The sequence below is a fragment of the Hymenobacter ruricola genome, from assembly GCF_015694525.1.
GTDB classification, from domain to species: Bacteria; Bacteroidota; Bacteroidia; order Cytophagales; family Hymenobacteraceae; genus Hymenobacter; species Hymenobacter ruricola.
Genome location: NZ_JADQDM010000004.1, coordinates 173,340 through 191,623, shown reverse-complemented (window position 1 = coordinate 191,623; position 18,284 = coordinate 173,340). Strand labels below are relative to the sequence as shown.

General features: G+C 62.4%; 14 protein-coding genes. 8 read left to right on the top strand and 6 right to left on the bottom strand.

The features are described from left to right. The first annotated feature begins 47 nt into the window (after window positions 1-47). Window positions 48-1,082: a 5-methylcytosine restriction system specificity protein McrC gene (locus I2H31_RS10730; protein WP_196293028.1), complete on the top strand. Its 1,035-nt coding sequence runs from the start codon at window positions 48-50 to the stop codon at window positions 1,080-1,082. Between the two features lie 108 nt (window positions 1,083-1,190). Here the strand turns inward: I2H31_RS10730 and I2H31_RS10725 are convergent, their stop codons facing one another. Then, the gene (locus tag I2H31_RS10725; RefSeq protein ID WP_196293027.1) at window positions 1,191-1,481 is read right to left on the bottom strand and encodes a hypothetical protein; all 291 of its coding nucleotides are present in this window, start codon (window positions 1,479-1,481) and stop codon (window positions 1,191-1,193) included. A gap of 135 nt (window positions 1,482-1,616) precedes the next feature. On the opposite strand from I2H31_RS10725, the gene I2H31_RS10720 reads away from it, so the two are divergent. The 3 genes from I2H31_RS10720 (at window position 1,617) to I2H31_RS25800 (ending at window position 4,513) form a co-directional block, all read left to right on the top strand. Beyond that, on the top strand, window positions 1,617-2,225 hold the full coding sequence (locus tag I2H31_RS10720) for an RNA polymerase sigma factor (protein ID WP_196293026.1): 609 nt from the start codon (window positions 1,617-1,619) through the stop codon (window positions 2,223-2,225). Window positions 2,226-2,303: 78 nt separating this feature from the next. Further along, entirely contained in the window at window positions 2,304-3,479 is a 1,176-nt protein-coding gene (locus tag I2H31_RS10715) for a trypsin-like peptidase domain-containing protein (protein WP_196293025.1), read from the top strand. A 248-nt stretch (window positions 3,480-3,727) separates the two neighbouring features. Then, window positions 3,728-4,513, top strand: coding sequence for a YkvA family protein (locus I2H31_RS25800; protein ID WP_394368958.1), 786 nt, complete (start codon window positions 3,728-3,730; stop codon window positions 4,511-4,513). Window positions 4,514-4,606: 93 nt separating this feature from the next. On the opposite strand, the gene I2H31_RS10705 is transcribed toward I2H31_RS25800, so the two are convergent. The 5 genes from I2H31_RS10705 to I2H31_RS10685 form a co-directional block, all read right to left on the bottom strand. Beyond that, complete coding sequence (locus tag I2H31_RS10705; protein WP_196293024.1) at window positions 4,607-4,873, bottom strand: acyl carrier protein; 267 nt, start codon at window positions 4,871-4,873, stop codon at window positions 4,607-4,609. 128 nt (window positions 4,874-5,001) lie between these two features. Beyond that, window positions 5,002-8,490: an efflux RND transporter permease subunit gene (locus I2H31_RS10700; RefSeq protein WP_196293023.1), complete on the bottom strand. Its 3,489-nt coding sequence runs from the start codon at window positions 8,488-8,490 to the stop codon at window positions 5,002-5,004. A 284-nt stretch (window positions 8,491-8,774) separates the two neighbouring features. Continuing rightward, entirely contained in the window at window positions 8,775-9,905 is a 1,131-nt protein-coding gene (locus tag I2H31_RS10695; RefSeq protein ID WP_196293022.1) for an efflux RND transporter periplasmic adaptor subunit, read from the bottom strand. Window positions 9,906-10,041: 136 nt separating this feature from the next. Beyond that, window positions 10,042-11,721 (bottom strand): TolC family protein, encoded by a 1,680-nt coding sequence (locus tag I2H31_RS10690; protein ID WP_196293021.1) that lies wholly within the window; start codon window positions 11,719-11,721, stop codon window positions 10,042-10,044. Between the two features lie 45 nt (window positions 11,722-11,766). Then, on the bottom strand, window positions 11,767-12,381 hold the full coding sequence (locus tag I2H31_RS10685; protein ID WP_196293020.1) for a TetR/AcrR family transcriptional regulator: 615 nt from the start codon (window positions 12,379-12,381) through the stop codon (window positions 11,767-11,769). Window positions 12,382-12,709: 328 nt separating this feature from the next. On the opposite strand from I2H31_RS10685, the gene ispF reads away from it, so the two are divergent. The 4 genes from ispF to I2H31_RS10665 all read left to right on the top strand — a co-directional run bounded on the left by ispF (window position 12,710) and on the right by I2H31_RS10665 (window position 18,243). Beyond that, window positions 12,710-13,189, top strand: a complete 480-nt coding sequence (gene ispF, locus I2H31_RS10680) for a 2-C-methyl-D-erythritol 2,4-cyclodiphosphate synthase (protein ID WP_196293019.1) — start codon at window positions 12,710-12,712, stop codon at window positions 13,187-13,189. A gap of 110 nt (window positions 13,190-13,299) precedes the next feature. After that, window positions 13,300-14,994, top strand: a complete 1,695-nt coding sequence (locus tag I2H31_RS10675; RefSeq protein WP_196293018.1) for a M28 family peptidase — start codon at window positions 13,300-13,302, stop codon at window positions 14,992-14,994. Window positions 14,995-15,163: 169 nt separating this feature from the next. Next, complete coding sequence (locus I2H31_RS10670; RefSeq protein ID WP_196293017.1) at window positions 15,164-16,849, top strand: M28 family peptidase; 1,686 nt, start codon at window positions 15,164-15,166, stop codon at window positions 16,847-16,849. After that, window positions 16,846-18,243, top strand: coding sequence for a LutB/LldF family L-lactate oxidation iron-sulfur protein (locus I2H31_RS10665; protein WP_196293016.1), 1,398 nt, complete (start codon window positions 16,846-16,848; stop codon window positions 18,241-18,243). The genes I2H31_RS10670 and I2H31_RS10665 overlap by 4 nt, the downstream gene beginning before the upstream one ends. Window positions 18,244-18,284: the final 41 nt, after the last annotated feature.

The following is an 18,284-nucleotide window of genomic DNA, read 5'->3' as shown; positions in this document are numbered from 1 at the left end:
TGGCCGTCACAAAAGCATTGCCTGACAGATAAAACCGCGTTGCGCCCGTGATTCCGCTTCCCACCCTCTACTACTTCCTGTGCTACGCCTGGAACCGGCTGCCCGAGCCCGCCGTGCTGCAAGCCAGCGAAGCCGCGCCGTTTCATCGGCCGTGGGGGCTGCTGGCGCAGGTGCTGCTGCACGGCACCCGGCGCCTGCTGAAACAAGGCCTGCCGCGCACCTTTGAAAACCAGGAAGCCGAGCTCACCAGCCTGCGCGGCCGCGTCGAGCTGGCGCCCAGCCTGGGCCGGGGCCTGCTGGCGCGGGGCCGGGCCATCTGCACGTTCGATGAATTGGGCGCCGCCTCGCCTCTGCTGCGCCTGCTGGCCCAAACGCTGGACCAGTTAGCCACCGCGTCGGACCTGCCCCTGGCCTTGCGCCGCGAGTTGAGCCACTTGCGGCAGCGCCTGCCCGGTGGGGCGGTGGCAGTGCCCCGGCCCACGGCTGCTACCTTTCGGGAGCTGCGCCGCCAGCGGCCCGACGGCCAACTGGCGTTCCTGCTGCACGTGTGCGAACTGGTCTGGCTCACGGCGCTGCCCGAGCCCACGGCCGGCGGCCGCAGCCGCTTCGCCGATTTCCGCCGCGATGAGGCGCTGATGGCCCGCTTGTTTGAGCAATTTACCCGCAACTTCTTCCGCCGCGAGCAGCGCCGCTACCGCGTGTATGCCGAAACCATTGCCTGGCAGGCCGAAGCCCAGCAGCCCGACGACCTGGCCCTGCTGCCCACCATGCTCACGGACACCACCCTCGAAGCGCCCGAGCGTAAAATCATCCTCGATACCAAGTACTACACCGCGGCCCTGCGCCCGCGCTACGACCGGCAGCGCCTCATTTCCCCGCACCTCTACCAGCTCTACGCCTACCTGCAAAACCAGCAGCCTGCGCCGGGCCAGGCCTTGGAGGGCATCCTGCTCTACCCCGCCGCCACCCAGGCCGTGGACGTGCGCTACACTCTGGGCGGGCACCCGGTGCGCGTGGTCACCCTCAACCTGCACCAGCCCTGGGCCGGCATTGCCCGCGACTTGTTGAGCTTGATTGCCTGAACAGTAGCAGCAGCGCCAAACGCAAAAAAGCCCGGACCTCCCAATGGGAAATCCGGGCTTTTCAACTACGCGAGCGTAAGTGGTGAGCCGGCCAGCGCCGGCAGTCAACTACTTAGGAGCTTCGGTGGTCGTGGTCGTGGTGGTCGAACCAGCGGTGGTAGCACCTTCGGTCGTGGCGCCAGCAGCGGGAGCAGCAGCGTCGGTGGTGGTGCCAGCAGCAGGAGCCGTAGCGTCAGCAGCGGGAGCCATGGCGGTGGTGTCAGTGGTGGTAGTGGTCGAAGTCTCGGTGCCAGCGGCAGGAGTCTCAACGGTGGTCGACTCGGTCGACTTCGACTCGCAAGAGGTCAGACCAGCGGTGAGGGCCAGGCCCAGGGCAGCAACTTTAAACAGGTTGTTCATTTTGGGGGTAATTTTGAAAGTGGGTTAACTTAAAAACGCCCTTTATCCCGCCTTCCTGAAAAGGTAACCCGGGCCAGAAAAATATTTTTTCGTCGGGTTACTTGCTGCCCGCGGCCGTATTAACAATCAAAGTGAATGAGCAGGGGCACTCCAACTTCCTCTTCTTTGACTCCTACCGACGATGCGCTGATTGCCGCCATTCGCTCCGGCGATGAGCGGGCGCTGGCCCACCTCTACCGGCTGCACTGGCCCATGGTGTCGCACTTCGTGCTGCAAAACAGCGGCTCCGAAGACGACGCCCAGGACGTGTACCAGGAAGGCGTGATGGTGTTTTATGAGAAGGTCCGCGACGGCTCCTTGGAGCTGAGCTGCCAGATTAAAACCTACCTCTACGCCGTGTGCCGCCGCCTGTGGCTGAAGCGCCTGACGAGCAAAAGCCGCTTCGGCGTGCGCCTGCTCGACGACGAGGAGCACGGCCCCTACCTCAACACGGGGGCCGAGGAAGATGTGCTGGCCGCTGAGGAACAGGACCGCCGCTTCAACACCATGAGCGAGGCCCTGAACCACCTGGGGGAGCCCTGTCGTTCGCTGTTGGAAGGCTTCTACCTGCTCGATAAATCGATGCAGGATTTGACAACTGAATTCGGCTACACCAACGCCGATAATGCTAAAAATCAAAAGTATAAGTGCCTGGTGCGCTTGAAAAAACTATTCTTTGCCAACTATAAAGAAGCGCCTATTTAACTACCGCTAGCTGCGGGCAAACCGTTCGCAGAACCCTCAATTCGCTTACCGCCGCCGTTCCCACCGGCGGGCTTACCCATGATGACTGAAGCAGACTATTACGCCTTATTTGAAGCCTACGCCGACGGCGAATTGGCCGGGCCCGCCCGCGCCAACCTCGAAGCGCGCATGGCGGCCGACCCGGACTTTGCCCTGCGCTACGCCGACTTTACGGAACTGACCGGCACCTTGCGCGCCTACCGCCAGCGCCAGCAGACGCGCGAGCAGTTGCGCGGCATTCACGGTGCCATGCTGGCCGCCGAATCCCCCGAAGTTGCGCCCGCCGCTGAGCAACCCGCCAAGCTCACCCACACCGTGAACCCGATGCTGCGCATTTCGCGCACCGAGCGCAAGCTGCGCGAGTTCTGGAGCGGGCACCGCGCCACCGTGGGCGTGGCCGCCTCGGTGGCCGTGATGGCGGTATTTGCCACGCTGCTGGGCCTAGACATTTGGCGCACCAACCACTTGCCCATTCCGGCGGGCTACCAGGCCTTGCGCCGCGAGATAAACAACCTCAAACAAAACCAGAAGGTGCTGAATAACACCATTCAGCGCATCGACGGCAGCGTGACACCCTTGGTGCCGGTGAGCAAGTTCAGCGGGACGGGCTTTGCGCTTACCTCGGAAGGCTACATCGTGACCAGCTACCACGTGATTCAGGGAGCGGACTCGGTGCTAGTGGAAGGCCGCGACAAGCAGCGCTTCCACGCCGAACCGGTGTATTCCGACACCAAGCACGACCTGGCCATCCTGCGCATTACGGACCGGAAATTCACCGGCTTCGGCCGCCTGCCTTACGCCATCAAAGCTGGTCAGGCGGACCTGGGCGAACGGGTATTCACGCTGGGCTACCCGCGCGAGGACGTGGTGTACGGTGAAGGCTCGCTGAGCGCCCGCTCGGGTTTTGAGGGAGATACCGCTTTTTATCAGGTTAGCATTCCGGTGAACCCAGGCAACTCGGGCGGCCCGCTGCTGGACGAGCGTGGCAACCTGATTGGCGTGGTGAGCGGCCGGCAGAACGACGCGCAAAGTGCCGCCTTCGCTACTAAGTCGTCGTACCTGGTGCGGCTGGTCGACTCCTTAGCTGCTAACGCCAAGGCTACCGCGCCCTACCATCTGCCTCGCTACGGCCAGTTGGCCGGCACCGGCCGCCCACAGCAGCTGAAAAAGCTTCAGGACTATGTGTTTGTGGTCAAGGTGTACGAGAAAGATTAAGGCGTCCACCAAGCGCGTTTGCCTGGCAACTTCAAGCAGCCCTGTTTCTTTCGCGGAACAGGGCTGTTTTTTTGGCCTGAGCAATAATTATAAAATTCATATTTATACATGCAACCACCGCGCCGGTTGCGGCCTCTGCTTAAGTGCCGAGCTTGGTTTCGATAACCTTGAATGGGCAAATTCAGTATTCAGGCCCAGATAAACTCCGTTTGTCTCATTCCCTTTTGTCTTTCCTAACTCCGCATACCGTGGCTCAAAATCAACAAACCCCGCCCACCGGCAACGACGTGGCCGGTTCGGCCTTTTTCAAGAAATTCCTCAGCACCGCCGAAGGTTACATCAAGCAGCCCACGCGCATGAAAACGCTGCTGACGGACGCTTACAAAAAAGCCAGCCAGAAAAACGAAGTCGGCACGCTGGCCCACGAGGCCTGGGAAACGCTCCAAACCATGTTCCGGCTTATTAAAGCCTCCATGTCGGGCGAATACACGGGTGTGCCCACCAGCACGGTGGCGGCAGCCGTGGCCGTGCTCGTTTATTTCCTGAGCCCCATTGACTTGATTCCGGATTTCATTCCGGTGCTGGGCCTGCTCGACGACGTGGCCTTGGTGGCCTGGTTCTCGACCACGCTCAAGCACGAGATGGACAAGTTCCACGAGTGGGAGCTGACGCGCCCCGCGCTGGCTGCCGCTGGCGACAACAGCCACAAATCCGCTGCTGAGCAAGCTGCGGCTTCTATGGCGGGCTCCGGCTCGGCCCCGGCCGGCGCCGATGCTGACCGCCTGCAGCCCGAGCGCGAGTCGGCTAAGCAGCACGGCACGCATTCAGATTCCGCTACTAATTCCCCGCAGCGCGAATCCAATACCGATTCCGGTCTGGGCTCACCCGAGAGCAGCAGCCCGCGCCCGGTGCACGAAGCCGGCGACGACGCCCAGCCCACCGGCGCCACCAACGGCCCTACCGTGAGCACCTGGGAAGGCAGCCGCAATGGCAACGATGCCAGCGCCCTCGACGCGGGCGGCAACGTGCGCTAGCTTCGCCTCAAGGCAAACGAAAAAGGCCCCGGAACTTGCGTTTCGGGGCCTTTTGAATTTATAGCAACTATAGCAATGATATCTCAGTCACCACTAAGCGGCAGCGGCGTGCTCGCGCACGTAGCGCACGAAGTCGCCCACGGTGTAGAGCGGCACTTCGTCGGGGATGGTGATGCTGAAGTTGCGCTCCAGCTCTAAGATGATGTCGACGACGTCGACGGTGTCGAAGCGCAGGTCGCGGGCGAGGCTCGCGGTCTTGCGCACGCGGCTGGCCCGAATGGCTTTGCGCTTGCTGATGATGCGGAATACTTGCTGCTCGATGGTGGGCGTGTGGGCGAGGCTAGTGGTGGATACGTACATAATAGTTGCGAAAAAAATGGTGAGGCGAAGGCGACCAGCGCAGTTGCGGTTGGTGCCCGTCGGGGTGGGATGAAGTGGTTAGTGCTGCAACAAAAACCGGCCGACGGGCACCTGAAACGCAGAAAACGTTAGGCTAGTACAGGCGGCCGGGCCGCCTGTACCTCTTCAGAGTCCACCTCCTGCTGAATGGTTGCAACGTTATCCGGATTTTTTCCGGAAATTTTTCCCTTCAGCGTTTCGCTCAGCAAATACATCACCGGCACCACCAGCAGGGTGATGCCCGTGGCGAACACCAGACCGAAAATGATGGTCCAGGCCAAGGGGCCCCAGAACGTCACCGACTCGCCGCCGATGAAGAAGTGCGGGTTGCCGGAGGCGAAAAGTTCGTAGAAGTCGATGTTCAGGCCGATGGCCAGCGGGATGAGGCCCAGCGTGGCGGCGGTGGCCGTCAGAATCACGGGGTTGAGGCGGGTGCGGCCGGCCAGCACAATGGCCTCGCGCAGCGGCATGCCCTGGGCCCGCAGGATGTCGGTGAATTCAACGAGTAGAATGCCGTTTTTCACCACGATGCCGGCCAGGGCGATGATGCCCACGCCCGTCATCACGATGCTGACGTTCTGGCCTGTGATGGCCAGGCCCCAGAACACGCCCGCAATCGAAAACAGCACTTCGGAGAGGATGATGACCGGCTTGCTGAACGAGTTGAACTGCGTGACGAGGATGAGGAAGATGAGGGCCAGGGCCCCGATGCCGGCCAGCGGCAGGAAGTCGCTGGTTTCTTTCTGGTTTTCCTGGGCGCCGCCCATGTTGATGGTGTAGCCGGGCGGCAGCGGGAACGACTTGAGGGCCGTCTGGATGTTGCGCACCACGTCGGGGCCGGTGTAGCCGCCGAGCACGTTCGAGGAAATCGTGATGACGCGCTTGGTGTCTTTGCGCTTGATGCCGCCGTAGGTAGAGCCGTAGGTCACGTCGGCCACCGAGGAAATGGGCACCTGGCGGATGGCGCCGGTGGCGTCGCGGAAGGTGAGCGGGGCGTTCACCACAGCGTCCACGTCTTCGCGGTAGGGCTTGGCGTAGCGCACCTGGATGGGGTATTCGTCGTCCGGGGTCTTGAATTTGCTGGCCTCGCTGCCGTAGATGGCGGTGCGCACTTCCAGACCAATCTGACCGGTGCTGATGCCCTCGCGGTTGGCGCGGGTGCGGTTGATGTTGACGGCGATTTCCGGGTTGCGGTCTTCGAGGTTGGAGCGCAATTGCTCCACGCCGCCGATTTTCAGCGAGTCGACGTAGCGAATGACTTTCTTCGACAGAGCCGCCAGTTTGGGGTAGTCGTCGCCGGCTACTTCGATGGCGATTTCCTTGCCGGTGGGCGGGCCGCTGGCTTCCTGGTCCACCGAGACTTCGGCGCCAGGGATGCCTTTCACCACCTCGCGGATTTTATCCATGTAGATGTGGGTGGCCTGGCCTTTGCGCTCGCTGAGTTCTTTGAAGGCCACGCCCACTTTGCCCATGTGCGACTGCGACACGCCCTGGGCCGTGGCTTCGCCGGGGTCGCCGGCGCCGATGGCCACGTTGGTAATCACCGATTCCACGTCGGGGTTGTGGCGGCCGATGACGCCGTAGATGCGGTTTTCGAGCACGTTCGTAATCGAGTCCGTTACTTCTACGCGGGTGCCCACGGGCATCTTCAGGTAGGTGTAGATGAACTTGGGGTCGCCTTTGGGGAAGAACTGAATGGCCGGCTTGCGGATGCCCACGGCCACGAACGAGCCGAAGAAGAGCAGCACGACGCCCACCATCACCAACGTGGGGTGGCTGATGGCCCAGCGCACGAGGCTGGCGTAGCCGTTCTGGAAGCGCGGCAGGGCGCGGGTCTGGAACCAGGCAATCATCTTCACGAGAATGAAGCGGTCGAGGGCGATGAAGGCGGCCAGGGCCAAGCAGACGTTGCCGAGGAAGTGGCCCATCAGGCCGCTCACTTCGCCTTCGGGCGACACGTCGGGCTTGGCGCCCAGGGCCATCAGGTTGAACAGCACGCCCAGGCCAATGAGCACGCCCATGGTGATAAGGAAGCCGCGCGTGACTTTGGGTTTGCTGTGCAGGTCTTCTTCAAAATGCTCTTCGCGCTGCATGAAGCTCACGGCAAACACCGGGTTCATGATGAAGGCCACCACCAGCGACGACATGAGCGTGATAATCAGGGTCACGGGCAGGTAGTACATGAACGAGCCCACGATGCCGGGCCAGAACATGAGCGGCACAAACGGCGCCACCGTAGTGAGCGTGCCGGCCAATACCGGCACGAATACCTCGCCGGCGGCAAACTTGGCCGCTTTCTGGGTGCTCAGGTCGGGGTGCTCGTGCAGTAGGCGGTGGGTGTTTTCGATGACCACAATGGCGTCGTCGACCACGATGCCCAGCGCCAGCAGGAAGGCGAAGAGCACAATCATGTTCAGCGTGAAATCGAAGCCCGGGATAATGAGGAAGGCCAGGAACATCGAAATCGGCACGGACAAGCCCACGAACATGGCGTTGGTGGTGCCCATGAAGAACATCAGGATGAACGTCACGAGCAGGAAGCCGATGACGATGGTGTTGATGAGGTCGTGCAGCGTCACGCGCGTATCGTTCGAGGTGTCGCCGGTCACGGTGATGGTCAACTCCTTGGGCAGGCTGGCCTTCGACTCCTTGATGACGGCCTTGATTTTGTCGGAGGCGTCAATCAGGTTCTCGCCCTGGCGCTTCACCACGTTCAGCGTGATGGCGGGCTTGCCGTCGAGGCGGGCGTAGCTTTCGCGGTCCTTGAAGCCGTCGGTGACGGTGGCAATGTCGCCGAGGCGCACCGGCGAGCCGTTCAGGTTTTTCACCTGGATGTCGGCAATATCTTCGGCGCGCACGTACTGGCCGGCCACGCGCACGGCGCGCTTCTGGCCGCCCACGTCGATGCTGCCACCCGACACGGTCACGTTCTCGCCGCCGATGGCGCGCGAAATGTCGGTAAAGCTCAGGCGCGAGGCGCGCAGCTTGTTGAGGTCCACGTCCACGTTCACCTGCTGGTCCAGGGCGCCGATGATGTCGACGCGGGTGATTTCGGGCAGGGCCTCAATCTTGTCCTGGAAGTCGTCGGCGAACTTTTTGAGCTGGGCGGCGGGCAGGTTGCCGGCCAGGTTGACGTACATGATGGGCTGCTCGGAAATGTTGATTTCCTTCACTGTGGGAGCCGTGGGCAGGTCGTTGGGCAGCTCGGTGCTGGCCTTGTCCACGGCGTCTTTGATGAGCTGCTTGGCGTACTGCACGTCGATGCCGGAGTTGAACTCCACGTCCACGATGCAATAGTCCTGGTTGGAGGTGGAGTTGATGTGCTTCACCCCGTTCACGCTCTTAATCTCCTTTTCGAGCTGGCGCGTCACCAGGTTTTCGATGTCCGTGGGCGACGTGCCGGGGTACACCGTGGCCACGATGATGCGCGGAATCACGATGTCGGGGAATTTCTCCTTGCCCAGCTTCACGTAGGCGAAAATGCCCGCCACGCACAGCAGCACCGTGATGATGTAGATGCTGGTTTTGTTGTTGATGGACCAACTGGTTGGGCCGAATTCTTTTTCTAAATCCTGCATAGGAAGGGTGCCGCGAGGGCGTTAAACGTGCAGCGTTGACTTTATTACAATAAATCGACTCTTGCGAGGGCGTTTCTTGCAGATTTTATTGGTAACCTACCCCGCTGATTGTCAAGCTTGGCAGGAATATTCTTTGGCGACCCTCGCCGAACGTTCGGCGAGGGTCGCCGAAGGTTTGGCCCGTCCCTCCGAAAGTTGTGCGGGGGTCGCCGAAGGTTCGGCGAGGCAAGTTGAAGTGTTGGCGCTCCCCGCCGAAGACTCGGCACGGGTCGCCAAACGTTGGGCTACCCTTGCACGGCGATGGATTGGCCTTCGTTGAGGTTCTGGTAGCCGGCCGAAATCACCTGGTCGTTGGCGGTGAGGCCGCTGGTGACTTCCACTTTGCCGTTGTAGGTGTTGCCGGTTTTGATGACGCGCTTCTTGGCTACTTTCTTGTTGCCTTCCTGGCCCACCACGTACACGTAGCTGTTTTCTTCGTCTTTCTGCACCAGGTCCACGGGGATGACCGTGGCGTTCTGGCGGGCGTAGTTCTGGATGCGGACGGTGGCCACCATGTTGGGGCGCAGGTCGGCGGCTTTGTTGCCTTTCAGGCGAACCTCCACCGTGAAGGTGCGGCTGGTGGCGTTGATGGTGCGGCTCACCACGCGCACCGTGGCGGGCAGCTCCTCCCCGCCCAGGTCCGGGATGGTCACCACGGCGTTGTCGCCGGCCTTGATGCTGTTGCCGTAGGCTTCGCTCACGTCGGCCAGGATTTTGCCGCCCGTGCCGCCGGCCAGGCGCACCACCGGCGCGCCGGGCGACGTGATTTCGCCCAGCTTGGGCAGCACCTCGTCCACGGTGCCCGAGAACGGGGCCACCACGTTATACAAGGAGCGTTGCTGGTTGAGCGTGGCCAGGTTACGCTGCAGCGCCTCGTAGTTGTTCTTGGCCTGCAGGTACTGGATTTCGGTGCCAATCTGCTGCTTCCAGAGGCCGGCTTGCTTTTCGTACACCGTCTTGGCCAGGTCCATGCGGGTGCGCAGCTCGGCGGCGTTGGCGTCGAGGATGCTGGCATCCACGGTGGCCAATACCTGGCCTTTGCTCACGCGGTCGCCGCGCTGCACGCGGATGCTGGTGAGCGAGCCAGCGGCGCGGGCACCCACGGTGGCGTTCTGGTCGAAGTCGACGCGGCCCTGCACTTCCAGGAAGCTCTTGAAGTTCTCGGGCTGCACGTTCATTACCGCCACCGAGGTGGGGGCCACGGTGGCGGGGCCGCCGGTTTTGGCTTCTAGCTCGGCGATTTTGGCCTGGTTGGCGGCCTGCTCGCTTTTGAGCTTGGCCAGCTCGGCCTTGGGGTCTTTGTTGCCGCCGCCGCAGGAAGCGAGCAAGGTGCCAGCTAAGAGAAGGGCCGCGGGTTGAATGGAGTTGAAACGCATGGGAAACGGGTATTTTAGATTATCGGAGAATCGGCTGTCATCCTGAGCGGAGCGAAGGACCTTGTCACGCCTGAAGCAATTCGTTCTGACCTGAGAAGGTCCTTCGCTGCGCTCAGGATGACAGACAACACCGTTGTTATTTCTTTACCTGGTTGTACAGTTCGCCGGTGGCCTTGTCGCGGTCCACTTTGGCCACCAGCACATCGTACACGGCGCCGTAGTAGTTCGTTTGGGCCGAGCGCAGGTCGGTTTCGGCCGTGATGACCTCCAGGTTGGAGCCCACGCCGGCGTTGAACTTGATGCGCGTCACGCGGGCCACGTCGGTGGCGAGGTCGAGGTTGGCTTTCTGGTTGTCGAGCACGTCCAGGGCGTTGATGAGCGTGGTGCGGCTCTGGGCGTCCTGCAAGTCAATGCTCTGCTTCAGCGTCTCGAAACCTTTCTCAATGGTTTGCTGCTGAATGCGGCTCTGCTGCACCAGATACTTGCGGCGGAACCCGTCGAACACCGGCACCTGCAAGGTCAAGCCCACGTTGCCGAAGCCGAACCAGTTCTGGTTGGGGAAGCCGTTGCCGGCCCGCGAGTCGGGCCCGCGGAAGGCAAACAAGTCGCCCATCGTCTTGGCCGAGCCGGTGAAGCCGTAGGCGCCGGTCAGCAGCAGGCGCGGGTAGGCGCCGGCCTGCCGGTTGCGCAGGTCGAGGCCAGCCAGGGCCTGCTGCGTTTCCAGCGTCGTAAACTCGATGCGGTTGTTGTAGTTAAGGGCGCCCAGCGCGGCCGGGGCCAGGCCGCCCGCCAGGGCGGTTTGCTGGTCGAGGCGGTTTTGGGTGGCCTGGTCGGTGCCCGTGACGGGCGCGGGGGCCGTGGGCACGTTGCCTTCGCCGGCGCCGCCGGTGTTCAGGCTGGCCACGCCGAGGCGCTGGCGCAGGGCGCCGGCATCCACCACGGCCGCGCCGAGCGAGTCGGTGAGCTGGACGTTTTGCTGCTGCGGCAGGCCCATCTGAAACTTCAGCAAGGCCACGCTCAGCTCGGTGAGGCGCTGGGCTTTCTGCTGCTCCACCACCAGGTTGTTACGCTGCACGCGCAGGCGGTCTACGTCGAGCTTCTCGGCGAAACCGGCCTTAAACGTCTGGTTGGTTTGGTAGAGCACCGTGTCGAGGCGCTGCACGTTGCGGGCCAGCAGGGCGAGGCGCGAGCGGGCCACCAGCGTGCTGTAATAGGCCTTGCTCACCTGCTCCACCACGTCGATTTCGGCCTGCTGGGTCTGCTTCTTGGCCAGCTCGGTGTACACCTTAGCCGCCTTCAAGCCAATCAGGTACGCGCCGTCGAACAGCAGCTGCGACACCGAGGCGCTGGCGTTGCCGGCGTACTGCAGGCCGAAGGCGAAGGCCTGCGGCGGCACTGGCTCGGAGGGCAGCGAGATGGGCTTGATGTTCACCGTCTGCCCGGCCTGCGCAGCCGCAATATCGGCCGCCGTGAGCGGCGTGGCCGACGAGCCGCCGCCCAGCGCCCCAAAGTCAACCAGCGACTTTTGCAGCTTGAGGTTGTCGGTGGCCGTGGCTGCCACGTTCACCTGCGGCAGGCCGGCGCTCTTGATTTCGCCCACCCGCGCGGCGGCCGTGGCCTCGCCCAGGCGGGTGGCCAGCAACGTGGGCTTGTTCTGGATGGCGTAGCTCACGGCCTGCTGCAGGCTCAGGGGCATGGTGCCGGCCGTGGGGGTAGATGCCAGCGCCGGGTTGGGCCGGGTTTGGGCAAGCAGCCCGTGCGGCGCGGCCGCACTCAGCGCCGCCAGCAGCAGGACTCTGGGTTGAAACATCTTCATAACAGCAAAAAGGGTAACGGGTATGCGGAAAAAAGGCGAGAGTTGCTATTCGTTTTCAGTCACCTGGCGGTAGTCGTTGATGAGCTTGTGGCCCTTGAGCGTGGCCACGCCCAGCAGAAAATGCTCGTCGAACACCCGGTTGACGCGCATTGGGCTGAACTGCGCCGGGGGATAAAGTGTGGGGTCAAAAGCCAGCTCAATCTGGGCCAGGTTGAGGCGGGCCAGCACGTCCACGTCGAGGTCGGGGCGGAACAGGCCCTCGGCCATGCCGCGGCGCAGGTTCCGGGTGATTTGCTCCAGAATGAACGAGTTTTTGTGCCGGCCAAACAGCTCCCAGGCCACGGGGTGATACTTCTTCAGGTCGTTGAAAATACTGGGGTGCACGTTGCTGAACTGTTCATCGGCCCAGCGCGAAATGGTCAGCATCTCCTCGATGGCGTTGGCGGCGGGGCCGGCTACGGCGGCGCACTCGCCCTGCACCTGGTTGAGGTGGCGGTTCATGGTGGCCAATACAATCTGGTCCTTGTTCTCGAACCACTTGTAGAGGGTCTTTTTCGACATGGCCATGTCGGCCGCGATGTCGTCCATGCTCACGCTTTTGATGCCGTTGCGCATAAAAAGCGCCTGGGCGTGGTTCAGGATTCGGTCTTTGATTTCCATAACTAACGCCGCAAAGATACAACGGAAACTTTTATCGTGCCCAAAGTTTCCAGCTGTTTTTTTGCGGCCAGCTATCGGTATCAGCGCTTTTGCCTCGAAGAGGGACGGATGAGCGGACGGGATATTTTGACCATAACGGAAATTTTTCGTGGTGCCCTCGACATGCAACTAATTACAGTAGCAATACAAAGCTAATAAATTTAGTTTAATAGCATCGTATAATCCGATTATTATTTTGTTAACACGCCCAAAATGTTGGCGTAGCGCGGGCAGCGGGCGCCGGGTACTTTTGCAGCGGCGCTTTGAAGCCCGACATTCCTCCGACCTTATGAAAATTCGCACCGGCTTCGGCTACGACGTTCACCAATTGCAGGAAGGCCTGCCGTTCTGGCTTGGCGGCATTCAGGTGCCGCACACCCACGGCGCCCTTGGCCACTCCGACGCCGACGTGCTCATCCACGTCATCTGCGACGCGCTGCTGGGCGCCGCCAACCTGCGCGACATTGGCTTTCACTTCCCCGACACCGACCCGCAGTACAAGGGAATCGACTCGAAGCGCCTGCTGAGCGAGGTGCTGCGCCTGCTGCGCGCGAAAGGCTACGAAGTCGGCAACATCGACTCGACCATCTGCCTGGAACGGCCCAAAGTGAACCCGCACATCGCCGAAATGCAGCGCGTGCTGGCCGCCGTGATGGGAATTGATGCCGATGATATCTCTATTAAAGCAACCACCACCGAGAAACTGGGGTTTGTGGGGCGGCAGGAAGGCGTGGCGGCGTATGCCACCGTGCTTATCCAAAAAATGTAGGGGCGGGGCTTGCCCCCGTCCGGTGTTCCCGCCAATTTATCGAATTTGTTCAACGACGGGCGGGGGCAAGCCCCGCCCCTACCTTACTACTCCCACCATTTCCTTTTCTGATGACGAATAAAACGTTGCTGCTTGCCCTGCTGGCTTTGGCCAGCGCCTCCTCGGCCCACGCCCAGGGCAAAATCAAAGTCAAGACCAAAGGCAACGTGACGGCGCCCGCGGCCAAAACCAAAATGAAAGAGGGCCAGGCCGCGCCGGCCACCCAGCCCGTGGCACCGGTCGCAGAAGACTGGAGCGTGAAATACGCCGACCTGGTGAACGCCGAGCGCCTGCGCGCGCACCTGTCGGTGCTGGCCTCGGACGAGTACGAGGGCCGCGAAACGGGCATGAAAGGCCAGCACATGGCCGCGGCCTACGTGGCCACGCAGTTCAAAAACGCCGGCCTGACTGGGCCCGTGACCACGGGTTCCGACCCCTACCAGCAGCATTTCAACGTGGAGCAGGTGACCTGGGCCGACGGCGCCAGCCTGAAAGTGGGCAAAACCAGCTACCAGTGGCTGGTGGATTTCTACGGCATGGGCGACTCGCCTTTTGCCACGGTAACGACGGTGACGCCGGTGTTTGTGGGCTACGGCATTGAGCAGCCGGGCTACTCCGATTACGCCGGCGTGGACGTGAAGGGCAAGGACGTGCTGATTATGCTGGGCGAGCCCACCGGCGACGGCGGCAAAGCCCTGCTCAGCGCCGACGGCGCGCCCACGAAATGGGGCAACGACTACCGCGCCAAAGCCCAGCTGGCCGCCCAGAAAGGCGCCCGCACGGCCATTTTCGTGAGCTTCAACCCCAACGACAACTTTGCCAAGCTGGCCGCCCGGATGGCGCCCTACATCTCGCGCCCTTCGACGGTGCTGCCGACCACCGAAAAGCCGAGCCGGGTGCCGTCGTTCTTCGTGTCGCCGGCCGTGGGCATGGCGGTGCTGGGCACCAAGGAGGCCGCCATGCAGGCCTACCTGGCCAAAATTAACGCCACGAAGCAGCCCGTGAAACCGGCCTTCAAAGTGGTGCCGATGCAGATTAAGGCCGAGCGCAAGCGCACGCCGCTGGACACGGAAAACGCGCTGGGCTTCATCGAAGGCACGGATAAGAAGGAAGACATCATTGTGATTTCGGCCCACCACGACCACTTGGGCATTCAGGAGGGCAAGGTGTTCAACGGGGCCGATGACGACGGCTCGGGCACTTCGGGCATCATTGCCATTGCGGAGGCGTTTGCCAAGGCCAAGGCCGAGGGCCACGGGCCGCGCCGCAGCCTGCTGTTCCTGAGCGTGACGGGCGAGGAAAAGGGCCTGTTTGGCTCGGAGTACTACTCCAAGCACCCCATTTTCCCGCTGGCCCAGACGGAGGCAGATTTGAACGTGGACATGATTGGGCGCACCGACGTGGAGCACGAAGGCAAGCCGGACTACGTGTACGTCATCGGCTCCGACAAGCTGGCGTCGCAGCTGAAGGTGATTCAGGAAGAACAGAACCAGAAGTACACCCACCTCGACCTGGACTACCGCTTCGACGACCCCGCCGACCCGAACCGCTTCTACTACCGTTCGGACCACTATAACTTCGCGGTGAACAAGGTGCCGGTGGCCTTCTTCTTCAACGGCGTGCACGCCGACTACCACAAGGAAACCGACGAAATTGACAAAATCGAGTTTCCGAAAATGGAGAAGCGCGCCCAGCTGGTGTTCCACCTGGCTTGGGAGCTGGCCAACCGCGACGGCCGCATCGCCGTTGACTCGAACAAGCCGTAAAGCTAAATAAGTAGCCAAAAGCCACGAACGTCATGTCGAGCTGGTCGAGACATCTCGCGTGGGGGCAGTAACTCACTTGAATGGATTACTGCCCCAGGCGAGATGTCTCGACCAGCTCGACATGACGTTCTGTTTATTGCGTGTTATACTTTCCTGCGCTCTTCTTTTCATGAAGCCACTACTACTTTTCGGGCAACTCACCTTAATCACCGGCTTGCCCGCCGCGGCTCAGCAAGCACCTACCAAGGTCAAAATCAAGACCAAAGCCGCCGCGCCCAGCGCCACGCCCGCTCCCACCGACTGGGCCCGCACTTACGCCGCTACCATCCTTCCCGACGAGCTGCGCCAGAACCTGACCGTGGTGGCTTCCGATGCCTTTCAGGGTCGCGAGGCGGGCCAGCCGGGCCAGAAGCTGGCGGCCGAGTTTCTGGTGAAGCAGTTTGCGGCGCTGGGCCTGCAGGGGCCCGTGACGGGCGGCGACAGTCCGTATTTGCAGCACTTCCCGCTGACCCGGGGCACGCCCGCGCCGGGCGGCTACGTGCAGGTGAACGGCCAGCGCTACGAGTGGCTGAATGACTTTTTCAGCTACGGGCCCATGCCTTCGCCGTTTCTCGTTCCTACGGCGGCCCAGCCGGTGTTTGTGGGTTTTGGGGTGGAGCAGGGGCCGTATTCCGATTACGCCGGGCTGGATGTGACGGGCAAGGACGTGGTGGCCCTGATGGGCGCGCCGCAGGACGAGCGGGGCCGCCAGCTGCTGAAGCCCTACGGCCGCAAGGCGGACTACTGGGAATCGGGCCTGCGGAAGGCGGCGCTGGCGAAGGCCAAGGGCGCGCGCAGCATTTTCCTGGTCACGTTTGCGCCCACGGCGGCGTTTCGGCAGGAAGGCCAGCAGTTTGGCGCGTCGCTGAGCGAGCTGGCCTTTTCGCTGCCCGACCCCGGCCCGGCCATCGTCGACACGGTGAGCGAGAGCATTCCGCCGGGCATTGGCGTGTACTTGACCTCGCAGGAGCTGGGCCTGCAGCTGGCCGGCGCCACCATGCCCGAGCTGCTGGGCTACGTGCAGGCGCTGGGCCAGGCCGCCGGGCAGTCGGTACGGCCGGCGTTTCGGGCCCCTTCGGCCACCTTTTATTTGCCGCAGGCGCAGGAGCAGCTGACCACCGAAAACGTGCTGGGCTTCCTGGAAGGCAGCGACAAGAAGGACGAGGTGCTGGTGATTTCGGCCCACTACGACCATTTGGGCGTGAAACACGACACCATTTACAACGGGGCCGACGACGACGGCTCCGGCACGGTGGCGGTGCTGCAGCTGGCAAAGGCGTTTGCCCAGGCCAAAAAAGAAGGCCACGGGCCGCGGCGCAGCATCCTGTTCATTACCATGACGGCCGAGGAGGAAGGCCTCTTCGGCTCCGAATACTACACGGCCCACCCGGTGCTGCCGCTGGCCCAGACCATTGCCGACTTGAACATTGACATGGTGGGCCGCACCGACCGCAAACACAGCCCCAAGAAGCATTTCGTGTGCATTGTGGGTTCGGATAAATTGTCGTCGGACCTGCACCGCATCAACGAGGCGGCCAACCGCGACTACACGCACTTGGAGCTGGACTACCGCTTCAATATCCCCGGCGAGCCGGAGCACATCTACTACCGCTCGGACCACTACAACTTTGCGCGGCGCAAAATCCCGGTCATTTTCTACACCACCGGCGAGCACGCCGACTACCACAAGGCCACCGACGACGTGGAGAAAATCGAGTTCGATAAATTAGCGGAGCGCGCCCAGCTGGTGTTCCACACGGCCTGGGAGCTGGCGAACCGCGAGCAGCGCATCGTGGTTGATTCCAACAAGCCATGACCAACGCCCCCAAAGCCAAAGCCGAGCAGTTTCAGCTCGACGCCGAAACCAAAGCCTTCGACCGCGAGCACCGCCGCAAAATCCGGTTCAACATCGGCAAGTACGACGCGGCCGTGAGCGCCGGCCTCAAGCTCTACGACCAGCACGAGCTGGCCCGCGACCGCGGCGCCTACCTCAAAGCCACCGTGCTGGAAAAGCTGGACGAGCACCTGCTGCAGTTCGAAGCTGCCTTCACGGCCCGCGGCGGCCGGGTGATTTGGGCGCGCGACGCCGCCGAAGCGCTGGCCGAAATCGGCAAGCTGACGGCGGCGCGCAACACCAAAACGGTGGTGAAAGCCAAGAGCATGACCACCGAAGAAATCCACCTCAACAAGTACCTGGCCACGCAGGGCATCGAGTCGGTGGAGACGGACCTGGGCGAATACATCGTGCAGCTGAACGGCGAGCGGCCTTACCACATTGTGACGCCGGCCATGCACCTGAGCAAGGCCGACATCGCCGCCATTTTCGTGAAGCACCTGGGCATCGAGCACACCGACGACGCCCAGCAGCTGGTGCTCACGGCCCGGCACCTGCTGCGGAACAAGTACACCAGCGCCGAGGTGGGCGTGACCGGCGGCAACTTCCTCATTGCCAAAGAAGGCGCCATCGCCGTGACTGAGAACGAAGGCAATGCCCGGCTATCGGCCACCTTCCCCAAGCTGCACATTGCCATTGTGGGCATTGAGAAAGTGATTCCGCAGCTCACCGATTTGGACTTGTTCTGGCCCCTGCTCAGCACTAGCGGCACCGGCCAGCAAGTGACGGTGTACAACACAGTGTACTTTGGCCCGCGCCAAGCGAGTGAAGCGGACGGCCCGGAGGAAATGGTGGTCATCCTGCTCGACAACGGCCGCACCAACCTGCTGGCCCAGCCCGACAAGCGCGCCGCCCTGCGCTGCATCCGCTGCGGCGCTTGCCTGAACGTGTGCCCCGTGTACAAAAACATCGGCGGGCACACCTACGAAACCACCTACTCCGGCCCCATCGGCTCGGTCATCAGCCCGCACCTGAGCGGCCTGCCCGAGCACAAGCACCTGAGCTACGCCAGCAGCCTGTGCGGCGCCTGCACCACGGTGTGCCCGGTCCGCATTCCGCTGCACAACCTGCTCTTGCTCAACCGCAAGCAGAGCGTGGAGGAAGGCCACGCGCCGACGGAGGAAAAAATAGCCATTGGCCTGTGGAAGTGGAGCATGCAGCACCGCTGGGCCCTGGATGTGCTGCCCGCCCGGGTGAAGGACTGGAGCCTCGGCCGCTTGCTGGGCCAGGTGGGCTGGAGCAAGCGGCGCGCGGCGCTGGCCATTGCACCGCAGTCGTTCCGCGAGCTGTGGAAAGCGCGGCAGGCCCCGCGCTAATTTTGCTAATTCGTTGGGCGGCCGGCGGTTTGTGGCGGTTG